At 57.9% G+C, this 24,935-nt stretch carries 19 protein-coding genes; 16 read left to right on the forward strand and 3 right to left on the reverse strand.

Going from position 1 to position 24,935, the window contains the following annotated elements; all coding sequences use genetic code 11:
* Positions 1-68: 68 nt before the first annotated feature.
* Positions 69-452, reverse strand: coding sequence for a Fur family transcriptional regulator (locus H9S92_RS13165; RefSeq protein WP_187467172.1), 384 nt, complete (start codon positions 450-452; stop codon positions 69-71).
* An 81-nt stretch (positions 453-533) separates the two neighbouring features.
* Between H9S92_RS13165 and H9S92_RS13170 the strand changes: the two genes are divergently transcribed.
* The 12 genes from H9S92_RS13170 to H9S92_RS13225 all read left to right on the forward strand — a co-directional run bounded on the left by H9S92_RS13170 (position 534) and on the right by H9S92_RS13225 (position 14,391).
* Positions 534-1,109 carry a type 1 periplasmic binding fold superfamily protein gene (locus H9S92_RS13170; protein WP_187467173.1) on the forward strand — a complete coding sequence of 192 codons (576 nt, stop codon included), beginning with the start codon at positions 534-536 and terminating at the stop codon, positions 1,107-1,109.
* A 107-nt stretch (positions 1,110-1,216) separates the two neighbouring features.
* Complete coding sequence (locus H9S92_RS13175; RefSeq protein WP_187467174.1) at positions 1,217-2,404, forward strand: helix-turn-helix domain-containing protein; 1,188 nt, start codon at positions 1,217-1,219, stop codon at positions 2,402-2,404.
* A 75-nt stretch (positions 2,405-2,479) separates the two neighbouring features.
* The gene (locus tag H9S92_RS13180; protein WP_187467175.1) at positions 2,480-4,126 is read left to right on the forward strand and encodes a serine hydrolase domain-containing protein; all 1,647 of its coding nucleotides are present in this window, start codon (positions 2,480-2,482) and stop codon (positions 4,124-4,126) included.
* Positions 4,127-4,365: 239 nt separating this feature from the next.
* On the forward strand, positions 4,366-4,791 hold the full coding sequence (locus tag H9S92_RS13185; protein ID WP_187467176.1) for a MerC domain-containing protein: 426 nt from the start codon (positions 4,366-4,368) through the stop codon (positions 4,789-4,791).
* A complete protein-coding gene (locus H9S92_RS13190) occupies positions 4,788-5,462 on the forward strand; it encodes an ABC transporter ATP-binding protein (protein WP_187467177.1) in 675 nt (224 codons plus the stop codon). Before H9S92_RS13185 ends, H9S92_RS13190 begins: the two co-directional genes overlap by 4 nt.
* Positions 5,459-6,706, forward strand: coding sequence for an ABC transporter permease (locus tag H9S92_RS13195; protein WP_187467178.1), 1,248 nt, complete (start codon positions 5,459-5,461; stop codon positions 6,704-6,706). The genes H9S92_RS13190 and H9S92_RS13195 overlap by 4 nt, the downstream gene beginning before the upstream one ends.
* 194 nt (positions 6,707-6,900) lie before the next feature.
* Complete coding sequence (locus H9S92_RS13200; RefSeq protein ID WP_187467179.1) at positions 6,901-7,554, forward strand: hypothetical protein; 654 nt, start codon at positions 6,901-6,903, stop codon at positions 7,552-7,554.
* Between the two features lie 43 nt (positions 7,555-7,597).
* Positions 7,598-8,524 (forward strand): NAD(P)/FAD-dependent oxidoreductase, encoded by a 927-nt coding sequence (locus tag H9S92_RS13205; RefSeq protein ID WP_187467180.1) that lies wholly within the window; start codon positions 7,598-7,600, stop codon positions 8,522-8,524.
* An 86-nt stretch (positions 8,525-8,610) separates the two neighbouring features.
* Positions 8,611-9,309 (forward strand): ABC transporter ATP-binding protein, encoded by a 699-nt coding sequence (locus H9S92_RS13210; protein ID WP_187467181.1) that lies wholly within the window; start codon positions 8,611-8,613, stop codon positions 9,307-9,309.
* A gap of 12 nt (positions 9,310-9,321) precedes the next feature.
* A complete protein-coding gene (locus H9S92_RS13215) occupies positions 9,322-10,734 on the forward strand; it encodes a DUF3526 domain-containing protein (protein WP_187467182.1) in 1,413 nt (470 codons plus the stop codon).
* A 13-nt stretch (positions 10,735-10,747) separates the two neighbouring features.
* Positions 10,748-12,172 carry an ABC transporter permease subunit gene (locus tag H9S92_RS13220; protein ID WP_187467183.1) on the forward strand — a complete coding sequence of 475 codons (1,425 nt, stop codon included), beginning with the start codon at positions 10,748-10,750 and terminating at the stop codon, positions 12,170-12,172.
* Positions 12,169-14,391 (forward strand): carbohydrate binding family 9 domain-containing protein, encoded by a 2,223-nt coding sequence (locus tag H9S92_RS13225; RefSeq protein WP_222936098.1) that lies wholly within the window; start codon positions 12,169-12,171, stop codon positions 14,389-14,391. Before H9S92_RS13220 ends, H9S92_RS13225 begins: the two co-directional genes overlap by 4 nt.
* A gap of 57 nt (positions 14,392-14,448) precedes the next feature.
* Here the strand turns inward: H9S92_RS13225 and H9S92_RS13230 are convergent, their stop codons facing one another.
* Both H9S92_RS13230 and H9S92_RS13235 read right to left on the reverse strand, forming a co-directional pair.
* Positions 14,449-15,729, reverse strand: coding sequence for a Gfo/Idh/MocA family protein (locus tag H9S92_RS13230; RefSeq protein ID WP_187467185.1), 1,281 nt, complete (start codon positions 15,727-15,729; stop codon positions 14,449-14,451).
* A 150-nt stretch (positions 15,730-15,879) separates the two neighbouring features.
* Positions 15,880-16,746: a helix-turn-helix domain-containing protein gene (locus H9S92_RS13235; protein ID WP_222936099.1), complete on the reverse strand. Its 867-nt coding sequence runs from the start codon at positions 16,744-16,746 to the stop codon at positions 15,880-15,882.
* Between the two features lie 279 nt (positions 16,747-17,025).
* Here H9S92_RS13235 and H9S92_RS13240 point away from each other — a divergent pair, with 279 nt between their 5' ends.
* From H9S92_RS13240 to uxaC, 4 genes are all read left to right on the forward strand, one after another.
* Entirely contained in the window at positions 17,026-20,031 is a 3,006-nt protein-coding gene (locus H9S92_RS13240; RefSeq protein ID WP_187467187.1) for a SusC/RagA family TonB-linked outer membrane protein, read from the forward strand.
* Between the two features lie 24 nt (positions 20,032-20,055).
* Entirely contained in the window at positions 20,056-21,753 is a 1,698-nt protein-coding gene (locus tag H9S92_RS13245; protein WP_187467188.1) for a RagB/SusD family nutrient uptake outer membrane protein, read from the forward strand.
* Between the two features lie 278 nt (positions 21,754-22,031).
* Positions 22,032-23,480, forward strand: coding sequence for a hypothetical protein (locus tag H9S92_RS13250; RefSeq protein ID WP_187467189.1), 1,449 nt, complete (start codon positions 22,032-22,034; stop codon positions 23,478-23,480).
* 7 nt (positions 23,481-23,487) lie between these two features.
* Positions 23,488-24,924 carry a glucuronate isomerase gene (gene uxaC / locus H9S92_RS13255; protein ID WP_187467190.1) on the forward strand — a complete coding sequence of 479 codons (1,437 nt, stop codon included), beginning with the start codon at positions 23,488-23,490 and terminating at the stop codon, positions 24,922-24,924.
* The last annotated feature ends 11 nt before the right edge of the window (positions 24,925-24,935 follow it).

Below are 24,935 nucleotides of genomic sequence, written 5' to 3' on the forward strand. Positions count from 1 at the left end.
ATATGGTCTCAAGCCCTGGCGTCTGTTGGTGACCCTACGGCCTAAGTGTGAAGAAAACTGTGCAGCGGCTACTCTTCCCGGCACTCCTTACAACTCCCGGAAACGGCGATGTTGTAGTTGTCCGCCCGGTAGCCGGCCGGGAGCTCAACGCCCAGCGGCCCCTGCAGGCACTCTACGCGATCGCAGGAAGTGCAGCGAAAGTGAAGGTGGTTGTGGGCTGCCAGGTCGTGGGCGCAGTTTTTCGCGCAACTGGCAAAGTACTGTCGCCCATCGTCGGCCACAATCCGGTGAACGAGGCCGTCTTCCACGAAACGGTTGAGGATGCGATAGATCGTCACCCGGTCGATGGGCTCCTCCAGCTTGGCGGTGATCCCCTCGTGGCTCATAGCGTATTGCTCCTCACGCAGCAGGGTCAGGACGGCTTCCTGGGTCTTCGTATTTCGTCGGGACATACCGGGCATAATTTTATTGCAACACTGTTGCATTATTTGAAAAGGGGTGTACCTTTGCGTGACCACAAAAAACCAATCCGTATGTTTAATCCATCCAGATTCTACCCTCTTCTCCTATTGTTGCTTGTTGTTTTCGTTGCTGGTTGCGACGATGATGATGACCCCGTAATCCCCAACGAAGAAGAGGTAATTACCGACCTGACGCTGACCTTGACTCCAAACATCGGCGGTCCCGAAACGGTTGTCTTCACCTTCAAAGATGCCGACGGAGACGGCGGCCAGGCACCCCAGATTACCTCTACCGGTACGCTGGCCCCCAACACTACCTACACGGGCAGCCTCGAACTGCTCAACGCCTCTGACCCTACCAATGTGGAGAGCATCACGGCGGAAATTCAGGAAGAAGATGAGGAGCACCAGTTCTTCTTCCAGGTGGCTGGCGGCCTCAACCTGACCTTCGCCTACGCGGATGCTGACGATGACGGCAATCCCCTCGGCCTGGTTACTACCGTGAACACGGGCGCTTCTTCCAGTGGAAATTTCACCGTCATCCTCCGCCACGAGCCCAACAAAACGGCTGCTGGCATCAGCATCAACAACCCTGCCCCCGCCGGTGGAGAGACCGATATTGAAGTGACTTTCCAGGCGAGTTTTTAAAAAAAAACGAATAGCCCAAATTATTCGCAGCCCCCCGTACGGATTTTCCGTGCGGGGGGGTTGTGTTGGGAGGTGCCGCAAGGGACAAACTTGTACCTTCGTAGCCAATGGATTTCACCATATCTTTCCAAACCGCCGCCCTCCTTTTCTTCTTCGTTCAAGGCCTCCTTTTCGCAGGCCTCCTCCTGGCCCGCGGCCAGGAATACGCCCACCGGCCCAGTCGCTGGCTGAGCCTTTTTCTCCTTTTGTGTTCCTTGTACCTCGTGCCCTTCATGCTCGGGTACAGCGGCTGGTACGGGCGGGATGGCTACCGGGAATTCCTGTTTTTTGTGCCCTTCCAACACTTTTTTCTCATCGGACCGGTCATCTATTGCTACACCCGCAGTTTGTTGGACGCCGATTTCCGGATCCGCGGCCGCAGCTGGCTCCACTTTCTGCCCGGCGGACTCTATCTGCTCTACAGTTTGGTGGTTTTTGTGGTCGACGTCTGGGTGCTCCAGGGCGATTACTATTTCTACGCCGACGGGCGCGACAAAGACCTTGCCCCCTGGTACCAAATCACGGGCCTGCTGGCCATGATCGCGTATACGGGCCTGAGCCTGCGGGCCTACCAGCAGTACCGAAAGCGGATTTTTGCGGAGCTCAGTTACGCCGATAGCGTAGTGTACAGCTGGGTAAAACAGTACCTCGTTGCCCTGCTTTTCATCATGGTGCTGCGCATCGTTTTCCTGTTGCTCCTGCCCAATTTCGGCAGTTTTGGCCGCTGGTTTTGGTATTATCTCTGCTTCGGGGCGCTCTATTATTTCATCGCTTTGGCGGGCTACACCAACGTCGTTAAGGCCCTGGCGCCGCTGCACTGGCGGGGAGAAAGCAAGCTGTTGTCGTCGGAAATTCCCGCGCCAAAGTCCACCGCTGAAACGCTGGAAGACGAAGACCTCGAACCCTGGAAGCAGCGCGTGCGCGACCTCATGGAGCGGGAAAAGCTCTACGAAAACCCCACCCTGACGCTCAGCGACGTGGCCGGGCGGCTCGGCGTCACGAGCAAACAGGTCTCCGGCATCATCAACCAGGGCTTCCGGCAAAACTTCAACGACTTCGTCAACACCTACCGCGTCGCGGCCGTCCGGGAGCGTTTCGCGCGCGGGGAACACGAGCGCTTCACCATCCTCAGCATCGCGCTGGCCTGCGGTTTCAATTCCAAAACCACCTTCAATCGGGTCTTCAAGCAGTTTATGGCGCGGACGCCGGTGCAATATTTGGCCGATAGGAGCAAGGGAAGTAGTACCACATCGTGATCTGGCGCGCCGGGCGAGGGTAAAACGGACACTTTTGCCCCCCGAACCAAAGGCCATCCGCCCCTACCTTTTCCGATGAAAACTTTCTCCCTGCTTTTCCTCCTTTTCTCTTGCGCAGCTCATCTGCTGGCCCAGCCGCTGACCCCGGAACAGTCTGCCGCCATCGATCAATTGCTGCTGGCTGACATCCCCGCTGGCGGTCCCGGCGGAGCCCTCGGCATCATCCGCAACGGCGAAATCATCTACATCAGGTACGCCGGCCTGGCCGACCTAGACACCCAGCGGCCCATCGACGCCAGCACCCGCTTCAACGTCGCTTCCAACGCCAAGCAATTCACTGCCCTGGCCGTCCTCCGGCTCGTCGAAGCCGGGCAGCTTAGCCTGGAAGACGACATCCGCAAGTATTTCCCCAAGCTGTTCCCGGCCATCGAAGCACCCATCACCATCGCCCAACTCATCAACCACACCAGCGGCATCCGCGACGTCTACAACCTCTGGAGCTTCCAGGGCATCACCTGGTGGAAAAAGACGCTGGACAACGACGCAGCCCTCGCCCTCCTGCACCGCCAACGAGACCTGAACTTCGCCCCCGGCAGCCAATACCTGTACAGCAACTCCAACTACCTCTTACTCACCCACATCGTCGCGCAAGTCAGCGGCCAAAGCTTCCGCGCCTACACCGACCAGCTCTTCCAGGACCTGGGGATGACGGCCACCCGCTTCGCCGACGACCACCGCGACCTGGGCCCCAACATCGCCCGGCCCTATTTCAACTTCGACACCTGGACCACCTTCAAATGGCGCACCGACCTGCACGGCGACGGCGCACTCTTCTCTACCCTACCCGACCAACTGGCCTGGGAACTGGCCCTCCAACGCGGCGAAGCCCCCAAATTCTCCGACGCACTACTTAGCCGCAGCCAGCAAATACTAAACGCCAGCAGCGACTACGGCTTTGGCCTGGAACACGGCCGCTACCGGGGCGTGGAAGCCAGCTGGCACAACGGCAGCACGGGCCCCTGGGACGCTTCCTTCCTCCGCTTGCCGGCGCAGCAGCTCAGCATCGTTGCTTCCGACAACAGTGGCAAATTCGGCACCTCCGCGCTCGTCCGCGCCGTAGCAGATGTCGTCCTGGCCGACGTCTTTACCCAGGCGGCCTACCCTACGGCTCCCAGCGAAGTTGGCCCGGAGATCCCCGTCGAAAAACTCCTGGGGACTTACCTGACCGACAACGGCTTCGCCTTCAAATTCAAACTCGTCGATAGCAACCTGGTCCTGGAACGCAACGGCCGCAACGACGTGGTGCTGGAACTGGAAGCAGGCAACGTCTACCACCAAAAGTTCGACCCCGCCTTCAAACAGGAATTCACCTGGGATGCAGCGCAAGGTATGCAGGTCACCGCCTACTACCGGGCCCACGCCCCCTACACCCTCACCCGCGCCGACGTCGACTGGGCGGGCTACGACTACGAGGAATTGGCCGGCCGCTACCACAACGATGAGCTAAAGGTGAGCTATCAGATCAGTCACCTCGGGCAAGGGCGCTACGCCCTCAAGGCGGGCAAAAACCAGCGGGAAGGCGATCTCTACGGCCGCGATAGGTTGCTCGTCCAAGGCTACAACATCCGCTTCAGCCGCAACGCTGCGGGCGAGGTAGTGGGCTTGCTGGTGAGCGATGATCGGGTGAGGAATTTGTGGTTCGCTAAGGTGCTGCGGCGGTAGGTCCCGCATTGCTCATTTAGCTGTTCATTGCACCTGCGGCCGCGCCCCGGTTGTGCTCATTGTACCCTTAGCGCGGTGCTTTTCTGCAACGATTTCTGCCCGCGTCCGGTCATTCCGGGCGGGTTTTGCTTGTAAGGAAGTGGGAAAAGAATCTTTAATGCAATTAAGTTGCATTAGTGAAGTCTTCCGCTTACCTTTGCCCGCACATCAGATCAGAATTGCGAAAAATACCTTCAGCCATGGCCAAATCTACCCTATCCCGGCCTGATTTTATCGGTGCATTCGCCAGTAGCCTATGTATTGTGCACTGCTTATTGGCCCCCCTGTTTTTCGTTGCCCAACCCGTGGTATACCACCAGGTAGTCAGCCACCAGGGTCACCACCACGGGGAAGGGCTGTGGGGCTGTCTTGATTACGTTTTTCTTCTGGTCAGTTTATTGGCGGTCTGGTTTGCGCACAAGCCCCAACGGAGCGGGTGGGTGAGAGGTGGCCTCTGGGGAGGCTGGGCCTGTTTTGCGCTCGGTCTTTTCCTGGGAGAACGCCTGGTGGGCGGGGAAGGGATGATGTACCTCGGCTCGGGGATATTGGTGCTTACCCATCTGAGCAATCTCCGCTGGCGCAACGGCCATTTACCCACGGCTGAGCCAGAAAAAATCCCTGCATGAGCAACACCATTCCTTCAGCCGTACTTTCCGCCAGCCAGCTATCTTATCAGTACCGGGGTGGCACGCTATTGTCATTTCCAGACCTCCACCTGGACCCCGGCGAAGTACTGCTGGTGTTGGGACCTTCCGGCTGTGGCAAGACGACCTTGCTGCACCTGCTGGCCGGACTTCTCCCTCCCCGTACGGGGTCTATCGCGCTGGCTGGCCAGTCCTACAACTATACCCAGCCAGCGGTGCTGGACCAGATCCGGGGGCGGAACCTGGGGATCGTTTATCAGCAACCACACTTTATTGACACCCTGACGGCCTGGCAAAATCTCCGCCTTTCGCCCTTTGCCCAGTCTAAAGAAGAACTTTTGGAGCTGGCTCAGCAAATAGGTATTGCGCACTTGCTCAAAAAATATCCGCAGGAAATGAGTGCCGGAGAGCTCCAACGGCTGGGTATTGCCCGTGCCCTGGCCCACCGCCCGGGTTTGATTCTGGCCGATGAACCAACCAGTGCGCTCGACCGGCGACACTGCCTGGCCGTACTGGAGCGCCTGCAAACCCACGCCCGGCAATACAATGCCGCGTTGTTAATCGTCACCCACGATGATCGCCTGATGACCGCTATCCCGCAGCAGATTACCCTGGATTACCAGCCCGCTGCGGCGCAAAACCAGCAAGTATGATCACCCGCGTCGCCTGGGCTAGCGTCACCCGCCGTCCTCTCACCACCATTTTATGTGTCCTGCTGATCACTTTTGGCACCAGCATCACCTCCCTGCTCCTGCTGGTCAATCAGCAAATGGAACAAAAATTTGCCAATGATCTGGCGGGGACGGACCTCGTTTTGGGCGCTAAGGGCAGCCCTTTGCAACTCGTACTGTCGGCAGTTTATCACCTTGATGCGCCGACGGGAAATATCTCCCTTGCCGAGGCAGCGCCCTACCTGGAAAGTCCTTTGGTAAAGCAGGCCATTCCGCTTGCCTACGGGGATACTTACGCGGGCTACAGGATCCTGGGGACTACGGCAGATTTTCTGGATAAATACGGTGGCACCCTGGCCAGCGGCCGGGTATTTACGGAGCCCATGGAAGTGGTGGTTGGGGCGGAAGTTGCCCAACAGACCGGGCTAAAGGTGGGAGACACCTTGCTGGGGGCACACGGGGAAACGGCGGATGCCGACGTGCACGCCGACCACCCCTATACTGTGGTTGGCATTGTCGGGCACGCAGGAAATGCCCTGGACCGCCTCCTACTCACCCCCGTAGCCAGTGTCTGGGAGGTTCACGGAGAACACGCCCACGAACACGGGGATGAAGAGCAAGGAGAACACGCCCACGAACACGGGGACGAAGAGCATCCGGAGCACGAGGCGCACGCAAACGAACCCGAAGAAGAGATTACTGCCGTGCTTCTGACCCTGCACAGCAAACGCAGCGTCCTCACCTTACCGCGCGTCATTAATCAAAATACCCGCATGCAGGCGGTCCTCCCCGCCCTGGAAATAAACCGCTTATTTTATTTATTGGGCATCGGGACAGATGCGTTGCGCTTATTGGGGGGCGGGATTATGCTCGTGGCCAGCATCAGTATTTTCATGGCCCTATTAGACCGAATGCGCGAGCGTAAGCACGAATTGGCCATTTTACGGGTGACGGGATATTCCCGTTTCCAGTTGTTTTTATTACCCGTAATTGAGGCTGGTCTGCTGGCGCTGTTGGGTTACGTTTTCGGTTTGTTACTCAGCCGGGCCATGCTGTGGTGGGTTAACTTCCGGGCAGCGGCTGACTTTAAACTGATCTTTTCCCAAACCTGGCAAGGAAACGAGGTATTTGTCTTGCTGGGAACCATCGCCTTGGCCGTAATGGCGGCATTATTTCCGGCCTGGCGCGCAATGCGGGTTGACGTAGTAGCGGCGCTAAGGAGATGAAAAAATAATTGCGCGGCCGGAGGCGATAGTCCCGAAGTATTTCGGGGTGCAAAGCAATTTGGAAGAGCAATGGGAGTCCCTAAGCTGCCACTGCTCCCACCAAGCTAATCGCCCAAAATACCTCAGCGCCTTACTTCTGCTAATTGATCCATATGCTCCACCATTCTCCAAAACACCAAATAATTCGCAAGGCAATGAAAAGTCCGGTCTACTTCGTCGCCCTCGTCCTGCTGGCCACGGCCGCATTTATCTTCGGTACCGATCCCAAAAGTGAGACCGAAGAATATTGCCCACCTGACATAGTCAACACCAAGTTCCCGGAACCCCTCGTTGAAAAAATTATTCTTGAAGACTCCGTTTGCATCTGGGATGATGCGGTGGCGGATCTGCGCCCAGACCGGCCCTACCGCAGGGGGGAAGAATTGCCCGCGCCCAGTACCAACGTCAGCTCAGATGTTTTGGCCGACCAGGAACCCATAGCCATCAGCTGGAATTTATTGACCGATATTCGCTACGTACTCACCTACAATAAAAAAATGAAAATGGAAGTATACGCTCCCGTTTTCCCCGACACTCTAAAAAATCTCAATGGCCGCCTGGTCAGCATCCGTGGCTACGTTATTCCCTTCGAAGAGGAACAAACCAGCGTTGCCCTTTCGGCCTTCCCATTTGCTGCTTGTTTTTTCTGTGGCAAGGCCAGCCCCGCCTCCGTAATGACGGTGACGTTCGACCAGCCCGGTAAGCGCTACAAGATCGACGCCCGGCGTAACTTCTCCGGGAAGCTTCGGCTCAATTACGACGATCCCGAACAATTTTACTACGTCCTGGAAGCAGCGGCAGAGTATTAGGAGTTTCTCCGGTTTTTTTACCACCTTTTTGAAATACAATGCTATGAAAGGCGACCACGACTTTGAAGTCATCATCATCGGCGGCAGTTATTCCGGGCTTTCAGCGGCAATGGCCCTGGGCAGATCACTTCGTAAGGTGCTGATTATTGACAGCGGAAAACCCTGTAACCGCCAAACACCCCACGCCCACAACTTTCTTACCCACGACGGGAAGGCGCCCGGCGAAATAGCCAGCCTCGCCCGGCAGCAAGTGGAGCAATACCCTACGATCCTGTTTCACGAAGGCCTTGCGGTCAATGGGGTCCCAAAAGATGGGGGCTTTGCCATTACGACGGATGCCGGGGAGGAATTCCGGGGCAAGAAACTGCTCTTTGCCTCGGGCGTAAAGGATCTGATGCCCGATCTACCGGGCTTTGCCGCCTGCTGGGGCATCAGCGTGATCCATTGCCCCTACTGCCACGGCTACGAAGTAAGACAGGAAAAAACCGGCATTCTGGCCAATGGCCACGAAGCCTACCACTATGGCCAACTGCTGCGCAACTGGACGCAGGAACTGACCATTTTTACGAACGGTGTTTCCACCCTGACGGAAGAACAGCACGCGGCCCTCGCCATGCACGATATCCCCGTGGTGGAAACTGAAATTGCCGAACTCCTGCACCGCCAGGTTGCCCTGCACGACCTGCTTTTCGTGGATGGGACGACCTTCCCCCTCCGCGCACTTTACTCAAAACCAGCTTATGTCCAACATTGCCCCATTCCGGAACAACTCGGGCTGGAGTTAACGGAACAAGGCTTGTTGCAAGTCGACGCCTTCCAGGACACCACGCTGGCCAATGTACTGGCTTGTGGCGATTGTGCAAGTCCGTTCCGGGCGCTGTCTTATGCCATCGCCACGGGTACCATTGCCGGCGCAATGCTCAACCATGGCCTGGTCCTGGAGGCTTTTGACGGAGGAGGGAAAGGGTAAAGAGAGAAAGGGAAAATTTTAACGCAACTTAGTTGCATTAGATGATCCTAAGGCTTATCATTGCCAGGAATTTAACATTTGGGGTGATGATAGAAGCACAAGCACTCACTAAGGCCTACGGAGGCCACAAGGCAGTTGATAACCTTAACCTTAAGATTGCTCCGGGCGAACTCTACTGTTTGCTGGGAGCCAACGGGGCGGGAAAGACGACGACCATCAACTGCTTTTTGGGCTTTTTGCCCGTCACTTCCGGCCGGGTGTTGATTGACGGGCTGGATGTGGCCGAGAAACCCCTCGAAGTCAAGCGTCGGCTCGCCTACTTGCCGGAAGTGGTAATGCTTTACCCCACCCTCTCCGGTTTGGAGAACCTGGATTATTTCAGCCGGCTGGCGGGTTTCCGGCACCGCACCGCGCAGTTGCTGGAATACCTCGAGCGGGCTGGGTTACCTGCCGCCGATGCCCAGCGGAGGCTGGGGGATTATTCCAAGGGCATGCGGCAAAAAGTGGGCATTGCGATTGCCCTGGCCAAGGAAGCCAAATGCCTGCTGCTGGATGAACCCACCAGTGGTCTTGACCCCGGTGCGAGTAACGATTTTTCGCAGTTGCTCCGGGAATTGACGGCCCAGGGCATGGCCATCCTGATGGCCACCCACGATATTTTCCGGGCCAAAGACGTGGCTACCCACATCGGCATTATGCGCGCCGGGAGGCTGAGGGAACAGTTAGAAAACCGGGGCGATTTTGAGGCAAAGGAACTCGAAGCCCTGTATTTACAGACCGTTTAAACGAAGAAACTCATGCTTTTGACCATTGCCAGGCATACCATTCGTGGGACCGTGCGGGAGGGGCGCTTCCGGGTTCTTTCCATTGCGCTTTTGCTGTTGTTTCTGTGCGCGCTGTACGGGACCTACGATTACTACGCTTCCCTGCGGACACAGCACGCCCAGGCCTCCGAAATGGCGCGTGGGCAGTGGGAAAACCAGGGCGATAAGAACCCTCACTCTGCCGCACATTACGGCACTTACGTATTCAAGCCCATTTTCCCGCTGGCCTACTTCGATCGGGGGGTAGACAGTTATACGGGCAATACCTTGTTTTTGGAAGCCCACCGTTCCAACCAGGCTAAATATGCCCTGGCCCAAGACCAGGTAGCGACTACTCGCCTGGGCGTACTAACTCCCGCCTTCGTGCTGACGCTGCTTTTTCCCTTGTTTATCCTGACGCTTGGCTTTGGTGTAGCCGCCACTGAGCGACAAAATGGCAACCTCCGCATGATGCTTGCCCAAGGCCTCCGGCCAGCAACATTGTTCTGGGGTAATGTACTGGGCTTGTGGGCGCTGGTCCTCCTGCTCGTACTTCCATTCTTTATCCTTGGTGGCCTGGGACTGGTATTTGCGGGTGCGCCGGGCGACTACTGGTGGCGCTATTTATTCATCTGCCTGTTTTACGTGCTCTACTTTGGGTGTTTCATCCATTTGGCTCTGTTGATTTCAGCCTGGGCCGGGCGAGTGAATACCGCCCTGGTGGGGGTGTTGAGTCTCTGGGTGCTGGTGTGCCTGGTAATGCCGCGTTTCACCGTCGACGCCGCCCGGCAGCTGGCCCCTACGCCCTCATGGCAGCAGTACCAGATGGCGCTGCAAAAAGACTTAAAAGAGGGCGTTGACGGGCACGATCCAGCCAGCGTTTATACCCAACGCCTGAAGGAACAAACGCTGGCGGAGCATGGCGTGGACAGTGTCCATCAGTTGCCATTTAACTGGGACGGTTTCATCATGCAAAAAGGGGAAGAACACGAAACCCTGGTATACGAAAAGCAACGGCAAAAACTGGCAGAAATCTACAAGCGCCAATTGAGTATCCACCAAATTATGGGATTCACCTCACCGTACCTGCTACTCAAGGGCGTGTCTGAGCGTCTGGCGGCTACGGATGTAGCCACTTACTTTTCCTTCCTTTCCGCCGCAGAAAAGTACCGCATTCAACTCGTAGGCGAATTAAACGGGGACCTGCGCGACAATTTCAAATACGGCGATTGGGACGGGACGCGGGGCCAGGAGTTTTATTCCAACAACAGCACCTTCAGCTTTTCGCCGCGTCCGCTTACTGAAATACTGCCCGAGTTGCTTTCCCCTTTCCTCGTTCTCCTCGGCTGGCTCGTGGTGACTGGCCTGGGGGGACTGTTCTTTTATCAGCGGCTTCGCCCATTCTAAGCTTCACTTGCCCATGTATTTCCTCCAACTCAAATTTGAGCTCCGGCGGCTGGCCCGCAGTCCACTCACCTGGCTCTTGTTGCTTTGCTTGCTGGTATTTTTTGGCTTCAGCTTTTACAGCAGCAGCCAGCACCTTCACCGCAAGGCGGAATCGGTAAACGCCATGCTGGAGGCACAACAAAAAGAACTGACTGCTCAAAGCCTGCTGGCCGATAGCCTCCGACGGGGAACGGCTGAAGTAGCGGGCTGGTGGCAAGACCCCACCAACCCGATCGTGGTGGGCGGCATCTGGCGAGGCGGCCGGGTAGTGGTGGTTCCTCCGCAGCCAAACAACTACCTGGCATTGGGCATGCAGGATTTGCGGCCAGACGCCTGGTTGCTCCGCATGACGGGTAAACAAGCCCGGGGCGACGTTGAATTCGAAAACCCCGTCAACCTCAGCTTTGGGGCCTTCGACCTGGCCTTCGTCATCGCCTTTTTACTCCCCCTGCTCGTGATTGCGCTTTCCTTCGACCTGATTTCGGCGGAGCGGGAGCTGGGTACCCTACCGATGCTGCGGGCACAACCCGTAATGGGCCGGAAACTCTTTTTTGCCAAGGCCCTGGCCAGGTTCAGCCTCTTGGCGGCAGCTGCCCTACTGGCTTTGCTGCCGTTTTTCCTTCTGGCGGGCGTGTCTCCCTTCAGTGCGGCGGGCCTCGGAACGGTAGTACTAGTTTTGCTCAGTCTCTTGCTGTGGTTTTTGGTGGCATTGGGGATCAACCTGTTGGGCGGAAATTCGGCGGTAAATGCCCTGCAGTGCGTAGGAGCCTGGTTGATTATCGCGCTTTTATTACCCGTATTGGCCAATATGCTTTCCGAAAAGCTCAGCCCCATCCCGTCGAGGGCCGCCTTCCTTAACTCGGAGCGGGCCACCGATAAATACCTGGAGGAAAGCCGCGAAGACCGGCTAAGCGCTTTTTACCAGCAACACCCCAACTACGAGCGAAAAAGCGAGGAAGAGCAGGACTGGCGCGATTACTACCGCGAACTTTTGGGTCTGATGCCGCAGGAAGATGCCATTCGCGACAGCATCAACCGGCCCTTCGACGAGCAAATTGCCGCGCAGGAAGCGCTGAGCGAAAAACTACTCTGGCTCTCTCCCTCTTTGAGCATCTATGCCCAACTCGGTGTACTGGCTGGAACGGACCGCGAGGCCGGGCAATCCCTCGAAGCGGAAGCCGAGCAGCTGCGGCAGCGCTGGTCGGGCTGGTTCACCGATTTATTTATGGAGGAAAAGGCCGTAGACGCCAGTGCATATGCCGCCATCGCCGCCTTCCCCAGCACGGTGGAGACTGAGCCCCCCAGCCCCAGCTACCGCGGAGTACTTGGTCTCCTTTTGCAATGTCTTCTCGCAGGAGCCTGGTGCTTCTGGGTGGCCCAACGGCGTATGGTACAATGAGTCCAGGTACCTTCAGGATTTTGCTTTGCTGCCTCGTTTGCTGGGCGGCGCACCCAACTGCACTCCGCGCCCAGGCGGAATATGCAGGCAACTTCGCCTCCCCAGACCAGCGGCAGATCATCTACGCCAATCGGGTGCAGACCGGCCTTACCGTAGACGGAGCACTCAACGAAGCCGACTGGAAGGCAAGCCCACCCATCGACGATTTTTTCCGGATGGAACCCATCCAGGGCGGGCGCGTAAGTTTCCCCACCGAAGTACGCATCCTCTTCGATGAGAAAAACCTCTACGTCGGCGTATTTTGCCTGGATAGCCTCGGGCCGGACGGGGTGCGGGTACAGGACTTTCGCCGCGACTTCATCTACGGGGAAAACGACATTTTTTATTTCCAGCTCGACCCCCAGAACCTTCAACGCTACTGCGTCTCTTTCCAAACCACCCCGCTGGGTACCCAACGTGATTTACAGGTGTTCAACGACGAACGGCGCGACAACGACTGGGACGCCCTCTGGGAAGTGAAGTCCAAAATCCTGCCCAACGGATGGTCTGCTGAATTCGTCATCCCCTTCAAAAGTCTCCGGTATGAACTGCCCCCCAACGGCGAGCCTACGTCATGGGGATTCACCGCCGCCCGCCTCGCCCGCCGCGAATACGAGCAAAGCGTCTTTCCGCCCATTCCCCAGTCTTTTTCCCCCTACCGCATGACCTACGCCGCCCAGTTGCGGGGCCTGGAATTGCCCAAACCGGGACTGAACATCCGCGTAAATCCTTACCTGCTCTACGGCGGATCACAAAACAGCCTCAACGGGCAGGCCACCACCGCCGAAAGCACTCCCAAGCTGGGAGGAGATGTAAAATGGGCACTCAATTCCCACGCGGTAGTGGACCTGACCCTGAACACCGATTTTGCACAGGCAGACGTAGACCGCGCGGTAAATAACCTATCGCGCTTCAATGTTTTTTTTCCGGAGCGCAGACAGTTTTTCCTGGAAAACAGCGGCATTTTCCCCGACGGCAGCGGCATCTCTCCTTATTTCAGCCGCACCATTGGCCTCTCATCGAGTTCTTTTAATGCTGTGGCTACTCCCATCGATGTGGGCTTGCGCTACAACGACCGCAACGAGGAACGTGCCATCTCGGCAATGTACGTTCACCAACGGGCGGCCGGGGAAGCCGGCGGTGCCAGTTTTTCACTGGCGCGCTACCAACGCAACATCGGCAAGGAGGGCAACATCGGTGCCCTGCTTACCCACCGCTACGATGAGGCCGGCGAAACCCTCGCCCCCAATCACAACGCTACCTTTACGGTCGATTACTTGTTCCGGCCCAGTGACGTCTGGACCCTCAGCGGCCTCCTGACGGGCAGCTACGACGAAAGCAGCAGCCGGACCGGCCACGCGGGCAACGTCTTCGCCGGACGCAACAGCAACTCCTCCTACCTGGGTTGGTTAACAAAATGGGTATCGGCGGACTATGACCCTAAAATGGGTTTCGTATTCGGCAAAGACATCATCCAGCACAACCCTGGCGGCTACTACATCTGGCGCAGTAAAAAAGAAGGCAGCCTCGTCCGCCGCGCCGATCCCGGCCTTTTCGTCAATTACTTTCAAAGTGCCACCGATGGCCGTTTTCAAATTCTCGAGCTCTACCTTTTCCCTGGCTATTTTTTCTTTCGCGACAACTCTTTTCTGGAATTATCCTTCACGCCCACCTGGCAGAACATCGATTTTGCGTTCGCCCCGCTCGGGATACCCATCGCCGAAGGAGACTACGCCTACACCCGTTACCTGATCAACTACAACAGCGACCGAAGCCGCAAAATTTCCGGGAATTTACGTGCTGAATTCGGGGAATTCTTCGATGGCCGCCTGCTTACTTTCAACGCCGGTTTGCGGGCCGCTCCTTCGCCGCGGCTGGTCTTCACGGCAGATTATGAACTGAACCGCGCCCGCTCCCTGGGGCCATCGGCTACCGCTTCCGATGTACATTTGTATTCCGTGGGGCTACGGCTGGCGGCCAACTCCCGCCTCCAGGGTACCGCCTTTTATCAGTACAATACCCTTACATCCAACGGCCGGATCAACGCCCGGATCAGTTGGGAATACCGCCCGCTTTCCTTCCTCTTCCTGGTTTTTAACGACAGCCGGGAAGACCTGGGGCTGGATCGCTTCACGCGGCAGGAGGTCATCGGGAAACTCAACTGGATGCGGCAGTTCTAGCCCTCCCTACCCTGCTCTTTTATCCTTTTCCTGGCACCTGCGACCGCGCAAAAAAAATTACGCCAAAGACGTCCGGTAAGCATCCCCCAGCAACCGGTTCGCCGCCGGGTCGTCCAGGAGGCGTTCCGTCGCGGGGTCCCAGTGCAGCGGCCGTTGCAGGCGATAGGCGATGTTGGCCAGCGTACAAATGCTCGCCGTGCGGTGGCCGGTTTCGGCCGGACAAATCACCGCGCTGCCCTCCTGGATGCCCCGGAAAAAATCGGCCAAATGGGCGATGTTGGGGTGTATCACATCCTTGTCCTTCCAATCGGCCCGGCGGATGAGGCCCTTGACGGTGCTGTCCACGAAGCCGCGGCTGACGTCCAAAGAACCCTCCGTGCCGATGAAGCGCACGGCGTTGCCCCGCCCGAAAGTGCGGTGTTCCACGCGGGTGCCGTCTTCGTAAAAGAAGGTGAGTCCCTGCTGGGGATTTATTCCGCTGGGCGGGAAAAAACGGGCGGGTCCGGTGCGGTCTTTATCGAGCGCCCACTGCACGATGTCGAACATGTGCGCGCCCCAGTCGGTGACCATTCCGCCGCCGAATTCCGCAAAATCCCGCCATTTCGGCCAGATGTTTTGTTCCAGCGTAGGCGCGAGCAGGCCATTGAAGGGCCGCTGCACGGAACTGCCTATCCACTGTGGCCAGTCCAGTCCGGCGGGCAATGGCTCGGCGGGCAGGTCGAACGATCGCGGCGGCGGGCCTACGCTGACGAGCACCTCTTTGACTTGCCCGATTTTGCCGGCGCGGATGAGCGCCACGGCGTGCTGAAAGGTGAACTGCGAGCGTTGCATGCTCCCCGTTTGCAGGACCTTGCCGCTGCGGCGCACGGCCTCGGCCACCGCCCTGCCCTCCTCGATGGTGTGGGCCAGGGGCTTTTCGCAGTACACGTGCAGGCCCCTGGCCAGGGCCGCCAGGCAGATGCTGGCGTGCTGGTGATCGGGCGTGGCGACGATGACCGCGTCCAGGCCGGGGTGCTCCAGCAGTTCCTGGTAGTTGCGGTAGCGTTTGATGTCGGCGGCCCCACCGGTGTCACTGCTGGCTTGCAATTTGTTTTGTTCGGCCACAAAATGCTCCAGCTTGGCGGCGTAGACGTCGCAGCCCGCCACCACCACGGCCGTATCCATTTGCGCAATCCGGCTGGCCAGTCCATTGGCCTGTTTGCCGGTGCCGATCACCCCGATCTGCAATTGCGCATTCGGGCTGTAGCCCCTAATGCCCGCCCGCGACCACGAAGGCACCAGGGTGAGGCCCAGACTGGTCAGGGCGGCGTTTTTCAGGAATGTTCTGCGCTTGGTCATTTCCGCTCGGTTTTGCTTGGGGGCTTAAGGTAGGCATTTGGGTCCATTACTGGCGGAATTTGCTTGCGGAGGGTTTGGGGACAGCGGGCGCGGCCGCAGGTGCTCCCCCCCGACCCCCCGAAGGGGGGAGTAGGTTGGAGGAGCAATGCATCAAGGCAAAGACCCCCGGTATTGCAAAGGTGAAGTGCCCACAATCCTTTTGAAAAAGCGGTTAAAATTGGAGACGTTGTTAAAGCCCGAAGCGAAGCAGATCTCACAAACGTTCATTTCCGTCTGCATCAGCAGATTGCAGGCATGACTGACGCGCAACTCGTTGATGAACTGTAGCACCGTCTTCTGGGTGTTGGTCTTGAAGTAGCGGCAGAAGGCCTGTTCCGACATATTCGCTTGCTCAGCCACCTCACTCAGGGTGATTTTCTGCACGTAGTTGTTGCGGATGAAGTTGATCGATTCACTCAGTCGCTCCGATTTCTTCACGTTCAGCGGCTGCTGCGTGGAGGGGACGAAAAGGTTTTGCACTTCGGAGGTTTGCGCCAGGTGGGTGAGCAGGTGCAGGAGCACGATGAGCTTGTGGCTGCCGGAGGTCTTGACCAAATCCCACAGTAAATTATGCGCCACCTCTTTGGCCTGGCCGTGGAAACTCAAGCCCGACTGGGCCCGCTGGATGAGCGTTTTGATGGGCTCCATTTCGGGCAAATCGAAACCTCCCTTGATCAAATCGGGGGCAAACTGCACCAGAATCAGTTCAGAAGAGACCTGCTCATCGCCCTGGAAGTAGCTGGGATCGCTTTGCCAGAAATGGGGAACATTGGACCCCACCAAAACCATGTCACCACTGTAAAAGGGCAGGATGCTTTGCCCTACGAAGCGCGTCCCTTCCCCCCGTATCACGTACATGAGTTCCAGCTCGAAGTGGTGGTGCCAACGGTTGTAAAGGTGGGGCACAATCGCGTGCCGTGCCACGAAGGATTGGTTCGTCGGTTTTTGCTCCCGTTGTAGTAAAATGGACTCCTTCAATGCTTTACAGCTTGCTTTGAGAGGCCAATTTAGCATTTTCAGCTAAAATAGTACCAACAATAGAGAAGAAACGCAAGATTGAGGCTGCTACCACGCCATAATTTTGTGCATCGATCAAATGTTTTGAAATCCTCATCGCTTATAAAATAAAATTCCGAAAGGAGGAGGATAACTGCGGAAGCATTTGCTATTCGAAAGTACGGTACAATTTTCATGCAAAAGAGTCGCCAATATTGCTGAATGTCTTGGGAGCAATGAAGGTGGCATAAAAAGACAACTATGGCGCTTGATTTTACGTCGCTTGGCAGGGGATTGGCTCTGCTGTTTATCTTGTTTTTCACTTCAGTAGCAGTAGCCCAAACGACGCTCAGCGGTAGTGTTTTGGACACTGACCAGGAACCTTTGATTGGGGCAACGGTAACCATCAAAGGCACGGGAACGGGCACGGTGACCGACTTGAATGGCGATTTTACGCTCCAGGCCGCGGCGGATGATGTGTTGGTCATTACCTACACCGGTTACCAGACTTTCGAACAAGTCGTGGGCAATCAAACCAACTTCGAGATTGTCCTGCAATCCAGCACTGCCGAGCTGACGGAAGTGGTTGTGGTCGGCTACGGCACCCAACGGCGGCGGGACCTCACCGGGGCAGTTGCCTCGGCCCCGCTGGAGGCCTTCCGGGAGGCACCGAATACCAATATTTTACAATCCCTCAACGGCACGGTCCCGGGCCTGGTGGTCGGCCAATCCACGGCCGCCGGCGAAGACGCCAGCATCCAGATCCGCGGACAAAACTCCATCAACGGCAATACCGCGCCGCTCATCGTACTGGACGGCATCATCTACGCGGGCCGGATTACCGACATCAACCCGAACGATATTGCGTCGGTTGACGTCCTCAAAGATCCCAGCAGCAAAGCCATTTATGGTGCCCAGGCTGCCAACGGGGTCATCCTGATCACCAGCAAGACTGGCCGTGGTGCCCGCAAGCCAAGCATCAGCTATTCTGGCAACTACACCACGCAGAATCCCACTCAGGATCGTCGCCTCTTAAGCCGCGAAGATTACCTGCTGGCCGCTAGAGACGTCGATTACCTCAACGGCTACGTCGGCCCCGACTTCACCCAGATCAACCCCGACTGGACCCCGGAAAACGACGCCGCCTTTTTCGCCCCCATCCTCGCGGGCCTGGCCAATGGTACGGATTTTGACTGGCTGGGGGCCACCCAGCAAAATGGGTTCATCACCGACCACAGTCTGAGCGTCAGCGGTGCCACCGACAAAACGACTTACTTCATCTCCGGCGGCTATACCGACCAGCAGGGCATTGTACTCAACGACAACTACAACCGCAAAACGGCGCGGGTAAACTTGAGCGTTGACGTGACCGACTGGCTGACCATCGGCACCAACTCTTTCGGGAGTTTTGCGGACTACAGCGGCACCAGCCCCAGCATCGGTAACGTCACCAGCTTTAGTCCGCTCGCGGCCCCGCGGGATGCGGATGGAAATTTCATCATCAATCCCCTGGGCGACAATGTTCTCAATCCCCTCCTGGCCAGCGATACCGACGACCGGGATATCCGCAATCGGCTGGTCGGGATTTTCTTCGGTGAAATTAAATTTCCCTTTATTCCTGGCCTAAGCTACCGCGTCAACTACAGCAACAATTACCGCTTCGAGACCCGGCAGAACGCTTCCGTTTACGAAGGCGGTTTGAGCGGCGCGGCGTTCAAAAACAACAACTCCACTTACGACTGGACGCTCAACAACATCCTCAACTATCAGGTGCCATTGGGGCCTAAGCATGGTCTTATCCTGACCGGCGTGCTGGAGCGACGGCGGATTTCGTTCGAAAGTACTTCGGCCCGTGGCGTAGGTTTTACGAACCTTGGCCTTTCCTTCAACGACCTGGCCCAGGCCCGGCTCCAGTTTGTTGAGAGCAGTGCCTTCGAAGAGAGTTTCTCCAGCCAGATGTTCCGTTTGGCCTACGATTTTCAAAACCGCTACTTGTTCACCGCAACGGCCCGACGGGACGGGTTCAGTGGCTTTGCGGCCAACAACCGGTCTGCCGTCTTCCCCTCGGCCAGCATCGGCTGGGTCATCTCGGAAGAGGGCTTTATGGCCGATAACCAGCTCTTCGACTTCCTCAAGCTGCGGGTCGGCTACGGCATCAATGGCAACCTGACCAATCGCTACAGCTCCCTGGCCCGCATCCTGGCCGGCGAGGACAACCGCTACATCTTCGGCGACGGCGGGCAGACACTCAACGGGCAGGGCATCCAGAGCCTGGCCAACCCCAACCTGAAGTGGGAACGGACGGCGGGATTCAACTTCGGACTCGACTTCGCGGCCGTGGACGGACGGATCTCGGGCAACCTCGATCTCTACAACAGCAACACTACCGACCTGCTCTTCAATCTGGTCCTCCCCGGCATCACCGGCTTCACTTCCATCACCTCCAACGTCGGGGAAATCAAGAACAACGGCATCGAGCTGAATCTGAACCTGGAGGCCATCCGGAAAGACAATTTCAATTGGACGGTGGGGCTCAACGTAGCCCGCAACCGCAACGAAATTGTGAGCCTGTTGGGCTTTGACAACGACGGCGACGGCCGCGAAGACGACCTCACCGCCAGCGGACTATTTATCGGCCAGCCGATCAATACCATCTTTGACTACCAGGTGGAAGGCATCTACCAACTCAACGACGAAATCCCGGCGGGCTACGCACCGGGCACTTACCGCCTGCGCGACGTCAATGGCGACGGGATGATCACTCCCGATGACCGCACCGTCCTGGGTAGTTCCGACCCCGGCTTCACCCTGGGCCTGCGCAACAGCATCAGCTACGGCGATTTCACCTTCCGCTTTTTCTTCAACGCCGTCCAGGGCGGAAACGACTTTTACCTGGGCAACAACGAAGCTTTGGGGGTTTTGACCCCAGGACTGGCCCAGAGCCAGAACTGGTACGCCGACATCGACTACTGGTCTCCCAACAACCCGGGAGCCACCTACCGCCTGCCGGGAACCAATACGCCCTTCAATGGCTCGCAGTACTTCAGTCGCAGCTTCGTCCGGCTACAGGACGTGAGTTTGGCCTACAACCTGAGCAAAAGCCTCACCGAACAACTGGGCCTGAGCAGTCTCAAAGTCTTCATCGCTGGAAAGAACCTCTGGACCATTACCGACTGGGAAGGTTGGGACCCCGAAACCGACCAGGGGCTGAACGACAGCCGTCCGCTATTGGGCGGCTATTCCTTTGGCATCAACGTCTCTTTCTAAATCACCGCTTAAAGTCAACCAACCATGCGTATCCAATCCTTTGCGCTACTGCTGCTTTGCCTGTTTGCGGGCCAGTTTTTTACCTCCTGCGACGAAGAAGCTTTTCTGGAAGAAAGACCCCTTGACTTCTTCAGTCCGGAAAACTCTTTTGAAAACTTCGCCCAGTTTGAAGGCTCTCTTTACGATCTCTACGCGCGGGTGCGGACCACCCACTACGGCGGGTCCGACATTTCTTATGCCCACCACTACGGTACCGACATGATGAAGGATGCGCGTCTTTCTACCGTCACGGGCCGTTTTGGCGACTATTCGAGTGCGCTCACCCCCCAGGCTGGCGTGGTGAGTTTCCACTGGGAACGCTGGTACAAAATCGTCTCCTCGGTCAATATCATCATCGGACAGCTGGATGGCTCCAGCCTGACCAGTGACGAGGCGCGGCGCATCGAAGCCGAAGCCCGCTTTTTCCGGGGCCTCGCCTACCGCTACCTCGTTTACCTTTACGGGGATGTGCCCCTGTACGTTGATGCCATTGAATCGCCGCGTACGGACTTCACCCGCGCGCCAAAGGCAGAAGTCCTGGCGCAAGTCGTGGCCGATTTCAGCTTCGCGGCCGATAACCTGCCCGGCATTACGGAAGTGCCCGACGGACGGGTACACGCCCTGGTGGCACGCCACTACCTGGCTGAGACCTATATCTCGACCGGACAGAACGACCTGGCCATCGCCGAAGCCACGCGGGTGATTGACGACCCCGCTACTGGCTTGATGACCGAACGCTTCGGCTCCCGCGTGAGCGCCTTTCCGGATGCCGACGTCTACTTCGACCTTTTCCGCCGGGGCAACCAGAACCGCAGCAGCGGAAATACGGAAGCCCTCTGGGTGGCACAGATGGAAGTGGACGTTCCCGGCGGTCAACTCGTCAGCAACGCCGATTTTGGTACCAGCGGCAACCTCTTCGAGCGCATCCACGCGCCGGCCGTTTTCACCCTCAACGATCCAAACGGTGCTTCAGGGATGCTCTCCTGGGTAGGCGACCTCAACGGCGGCGGCCGCGGCGTTTCTTTCCTCCAGCCGACCGACTACTTTGAGAACCAGATCTGGGCCGATGATTTTGATAACGACATCCGCAACTCCCGCTTCAATTACGTGCGCGACGTCATTTACAACAACCCCGCCTCCGACTTCTTCGGGCAGAGTGCCGTCGAATTCCCCGGCTCCGTCATTCTGGGCCAAGACTGGCGCTTCTACCCCTGGCTTTCTAAGGTCACGACCCCTGAGAACCACCCCGAGGGACTTTACCAAGAGGGGCGGGCCGGCGACTTCCTGCTCAACGCCAACGCCGGAGCGACGTACACGGACCAGTACTACGTCCGCCTCGCCGAAACCTACCTCCTGCGCGCCGAGGCCCACCTGGCCGCTGGCAATGCCCAGGCGGCAGCGGATGACATCAACGTAGTCCGCGCCCGCGCCCAGGCAAGTCCCGTCAGCCCCGGTGCCGTAACCATCGATTACATCCTTGACGAGCGCGCCCGCGAACTCAGCCTGGAAGAACAGCGCCGCATCACCCTGCACCGCCTGGGCAAACTCGTGGAGCGGGTACGGCTCTACAACGACCACAACCGCGACGAAATTCAGGATTTCCAGGGTTTATGGCCCATTCCCCTGCGGGAAATCGAGGCCAATACCACGGGAAACCTGCCCCAAAACCCTGGCTATAATTAATCCGTATTAAGCGCAAAAAAACATGGCTAAGCCCACGTCGCGACCCGCCCAGACCGACCCCGGAGGGGTCCAACCTCCATAACCCCGGATGAAGAATGCACAGTATCAGTAATCCGGGGATACAAACCATCCGTATTCCGGTGGACTCCCACAAGATCCCCGACCCCGGAGGGGTCCAACCTCAATAACCCCGGATGAAGGTTGCACAGCATCCGTAATCCGGGGATCCTCCCACAAGCCCAGCCACCACTTCAAATCAACCAATAATCAAATTCATAATGTCGAATCGCCATCCATACTGGTATCCCCTGCTCATCCTGACTTTACTTTGCACCTGCGTCAGCGCCCAACATAACGTAACTCCCTGGACGGAAGTGGCCATCGGGCTGCCCGTCGCCGGTAAACTAAAAACGCTGACGACCCACGAAGTCAAAGGCTACCCCTGGAGCGTTGGCGGCGAGACGATGGACCGCGACTATACGATTTACGACAACTGGAAAGCCTACGTCGAACCCCTGGGAATTACGCAGGTCCGATTGCAAAGTGGCTGGGCTAAAACCGAAAAAAAGCAAGGCCAATACGATTTTGCCTGGCTGGACCACCACGTGCGCGACCTCGTAAAAAAAGGCGTTAAGCCCTGGATCAGCCTTTCATACGGCAACGAAATATACTCGGGTGGCGGCGGCATCCGGCTCGGGGCAGGCCTACCCAACAGTGGTACGGCCAAAGAGGGATGGAAGCGTTACGTGCGGGCCACGGTGGCGCGTTATTCCGACGTAGTGGACGTCTGGGAGGTTTGGAACGAGCCCAATAACAACTGGCGGCCCGATAATCCTGGCCACGGCAATCCACCGGAAGATTACGCTGCCTTTCTGATGATGACCAGCAAGATCATCCGCGAACTGCAACCCAAGGCCACCATCATCGGAATGGCCTCCGCCGGAATCGCCACGCAGTGGAATGCCCGGGTGCTGCGCTACCTCAAGGCCAACGACGGCCTCGAATCCCTGGACCTCCTCTGCTATCACCCCTACAGCCTCAACCCCGATGCGGTAGACCGTGGCGTGGCCGAACTCCGCGACACCCTGCGCAAGTACAGCGACCGCATCGAGCTCTACCAGGGGGAAAACGGCGCGCCCAGCGAGTTCCGCAACACCAAAGCCCTGAGCAAGTACAACTGGACCGAACTGAGCCAGGCCAAATGGTTTTTGCGCCGCGCCATTAACGACCGCGGACAGGGCATTGGCACCAGCATTTTTTCCATCGTGGATTTGCAATACCCCGACGAAATAAACCGCAAAGGCCTGTTGCTGACCAACGACAATAAAGAAGTCGTCCGGCCAAAACATGCCTATTCCGCAGTACAAAACCTCGTCTCGCTCTTCGGGGCGGATGTGGTCCGCCGGCCCGACTTCGACTACAAGGCGGCCACTTACCACGGCGTAAAGGCTTACGCTTTTGACCGGTCCAACGCGGCGCTGGTGGCTTTTTGGTTCGGCGACAACATTCCGTCGGACTACAACACGACGACGGCGGTGGATCTGACTTTCCGGAAAACGACCTTTAAAGATCCGGTTTGCGTTGACCTCCGCACGGGGCAGGTATATGAAATCCCCGCCAGCCGGCACCGCGTGGAAAATCAGGATCACGTATTTTTCGGCATTCCGGTGTACGACAGTCCTACCGTGATTGCCGAACGTTCGGCTTTGCCTGGCATCCTTAAATAACGCGCATTTGCTCTCTTTCATCAACGACAATTTCCTGTTGCGGGGTGCGGTGGCCGAACGCTTGTTTCACGCCACGGCCCGGCACCTGCCCGTAGTGGATTACCACAACCACCTCGATCCGGCGGCCCTGGCGGGTGACCGTACTTTCGAGGACCTTACTGCGCTGTGGATTGCGGGGGACCCCTACAAGCACCGGGCGATGCGCATCAATGGCATCACCGAAGAACGCATTACGGGGCAGGCCAGTGCCTACGATAAGTTCCTGGCCTGGGCCGAGACTTTTCCGCGTACCTGGGGCAACCCGCTTTACCACTGGAACTGCCTGGAACTCCAACGCGTGTTTGGGGAGGAGGAACTTCTTTCGCCCGCGACGGCGGAGGACATCTGGCGGCGGGCCAACGCGCAGCTTGGGGAACCACGGCTCTCGGCGCAGGGCATTCTCCGGGGTTTTGGGGTGGAGACGCTCTGTACTTCCGATGACCTCTTGCAGGACCTGGGCTTTCACGGCCGGGCCACGGCGCGGGGCACCTTGACGGTGCTGCCCTCGCTGCGGGGCGACAGCATTACGGACGTGACGCGGAGTGGCTTTCCGGCCTGGCTGGCGCAGCTGGCGGCGCTCACCGGGCGGGAGATCCGTACTTTGGAGGATTACCTCGTGGCGGTTGACCTGCGCTTGGAAGAATTCGCCAGGGCGGGCGGGGTGTTGGCCGACCACGCCCTCAACTCCGGCTACCGTTTTCTGCCCTGTACCCACGAGCGGGCGGCGGAGCTTTTTGCGGGCGCGGCCGCAGGTGCAAAGCTGGGGGAAGAAGCGGGGTTAGCGATCAAGAACTACCTCATCCTGGAGCTCGCCAGCCGCTACGCCAGCCGCGACTGGGGCCTGCAACTGCACGTCGGAGCACAGCGCAAAACCAGTGCCCGCCTGCGGAGTCTGGCCGGTGACGCCGGGGGCTACGCCAGCATTGGCAGCGCCGCCGACGTGGCCAGCATCGCTACCCTGCTCGACACCATCGAACGCGGCCAGCACGGTTTGCCAGACATCATCCTCTACACCCTCAACCCTTCCGACAATGCCGGTTTTGCCAGCCTGACCGGCTCCTTTGCGGAATCGGGGCGGCCGGGGAAAATCCAGTTTGGCCCTTCGTGGTGGTACAACGACCACCTGGACGGCATCCGGGACCAACTGCAGGCCGTGGCGGCGCACGGCCTGCTGCACCACTTCATCGGCATGACGACAGATTCGCGCAGCTTGCTGTCCTTTTCCCGCCACGAATACTTCCGCCGCATCCTCTGTAACCTCCTGGGCGAATGGGTGGACGCAGGGCGAATCCCCAACGACGAAGCCCTGCTCACCGAGGCAGTCACCAACATCGGCTACCGCAACGCCGCCGACTGGCTCGGGCGGAAAGTTGCGGCGGCCTCCCCCACCCTCTCGTCCAACTAAATATTGCACCC

The organism is Neolewinella lacunae (assembly GCF_014349155.1).
Taxonomy (GTDB): Bacteria; Bacteroidota; Bacteroidia; order Chitinophagales; family Saprospiraceae; genus Neolewinella; species Neolewinella lacunae.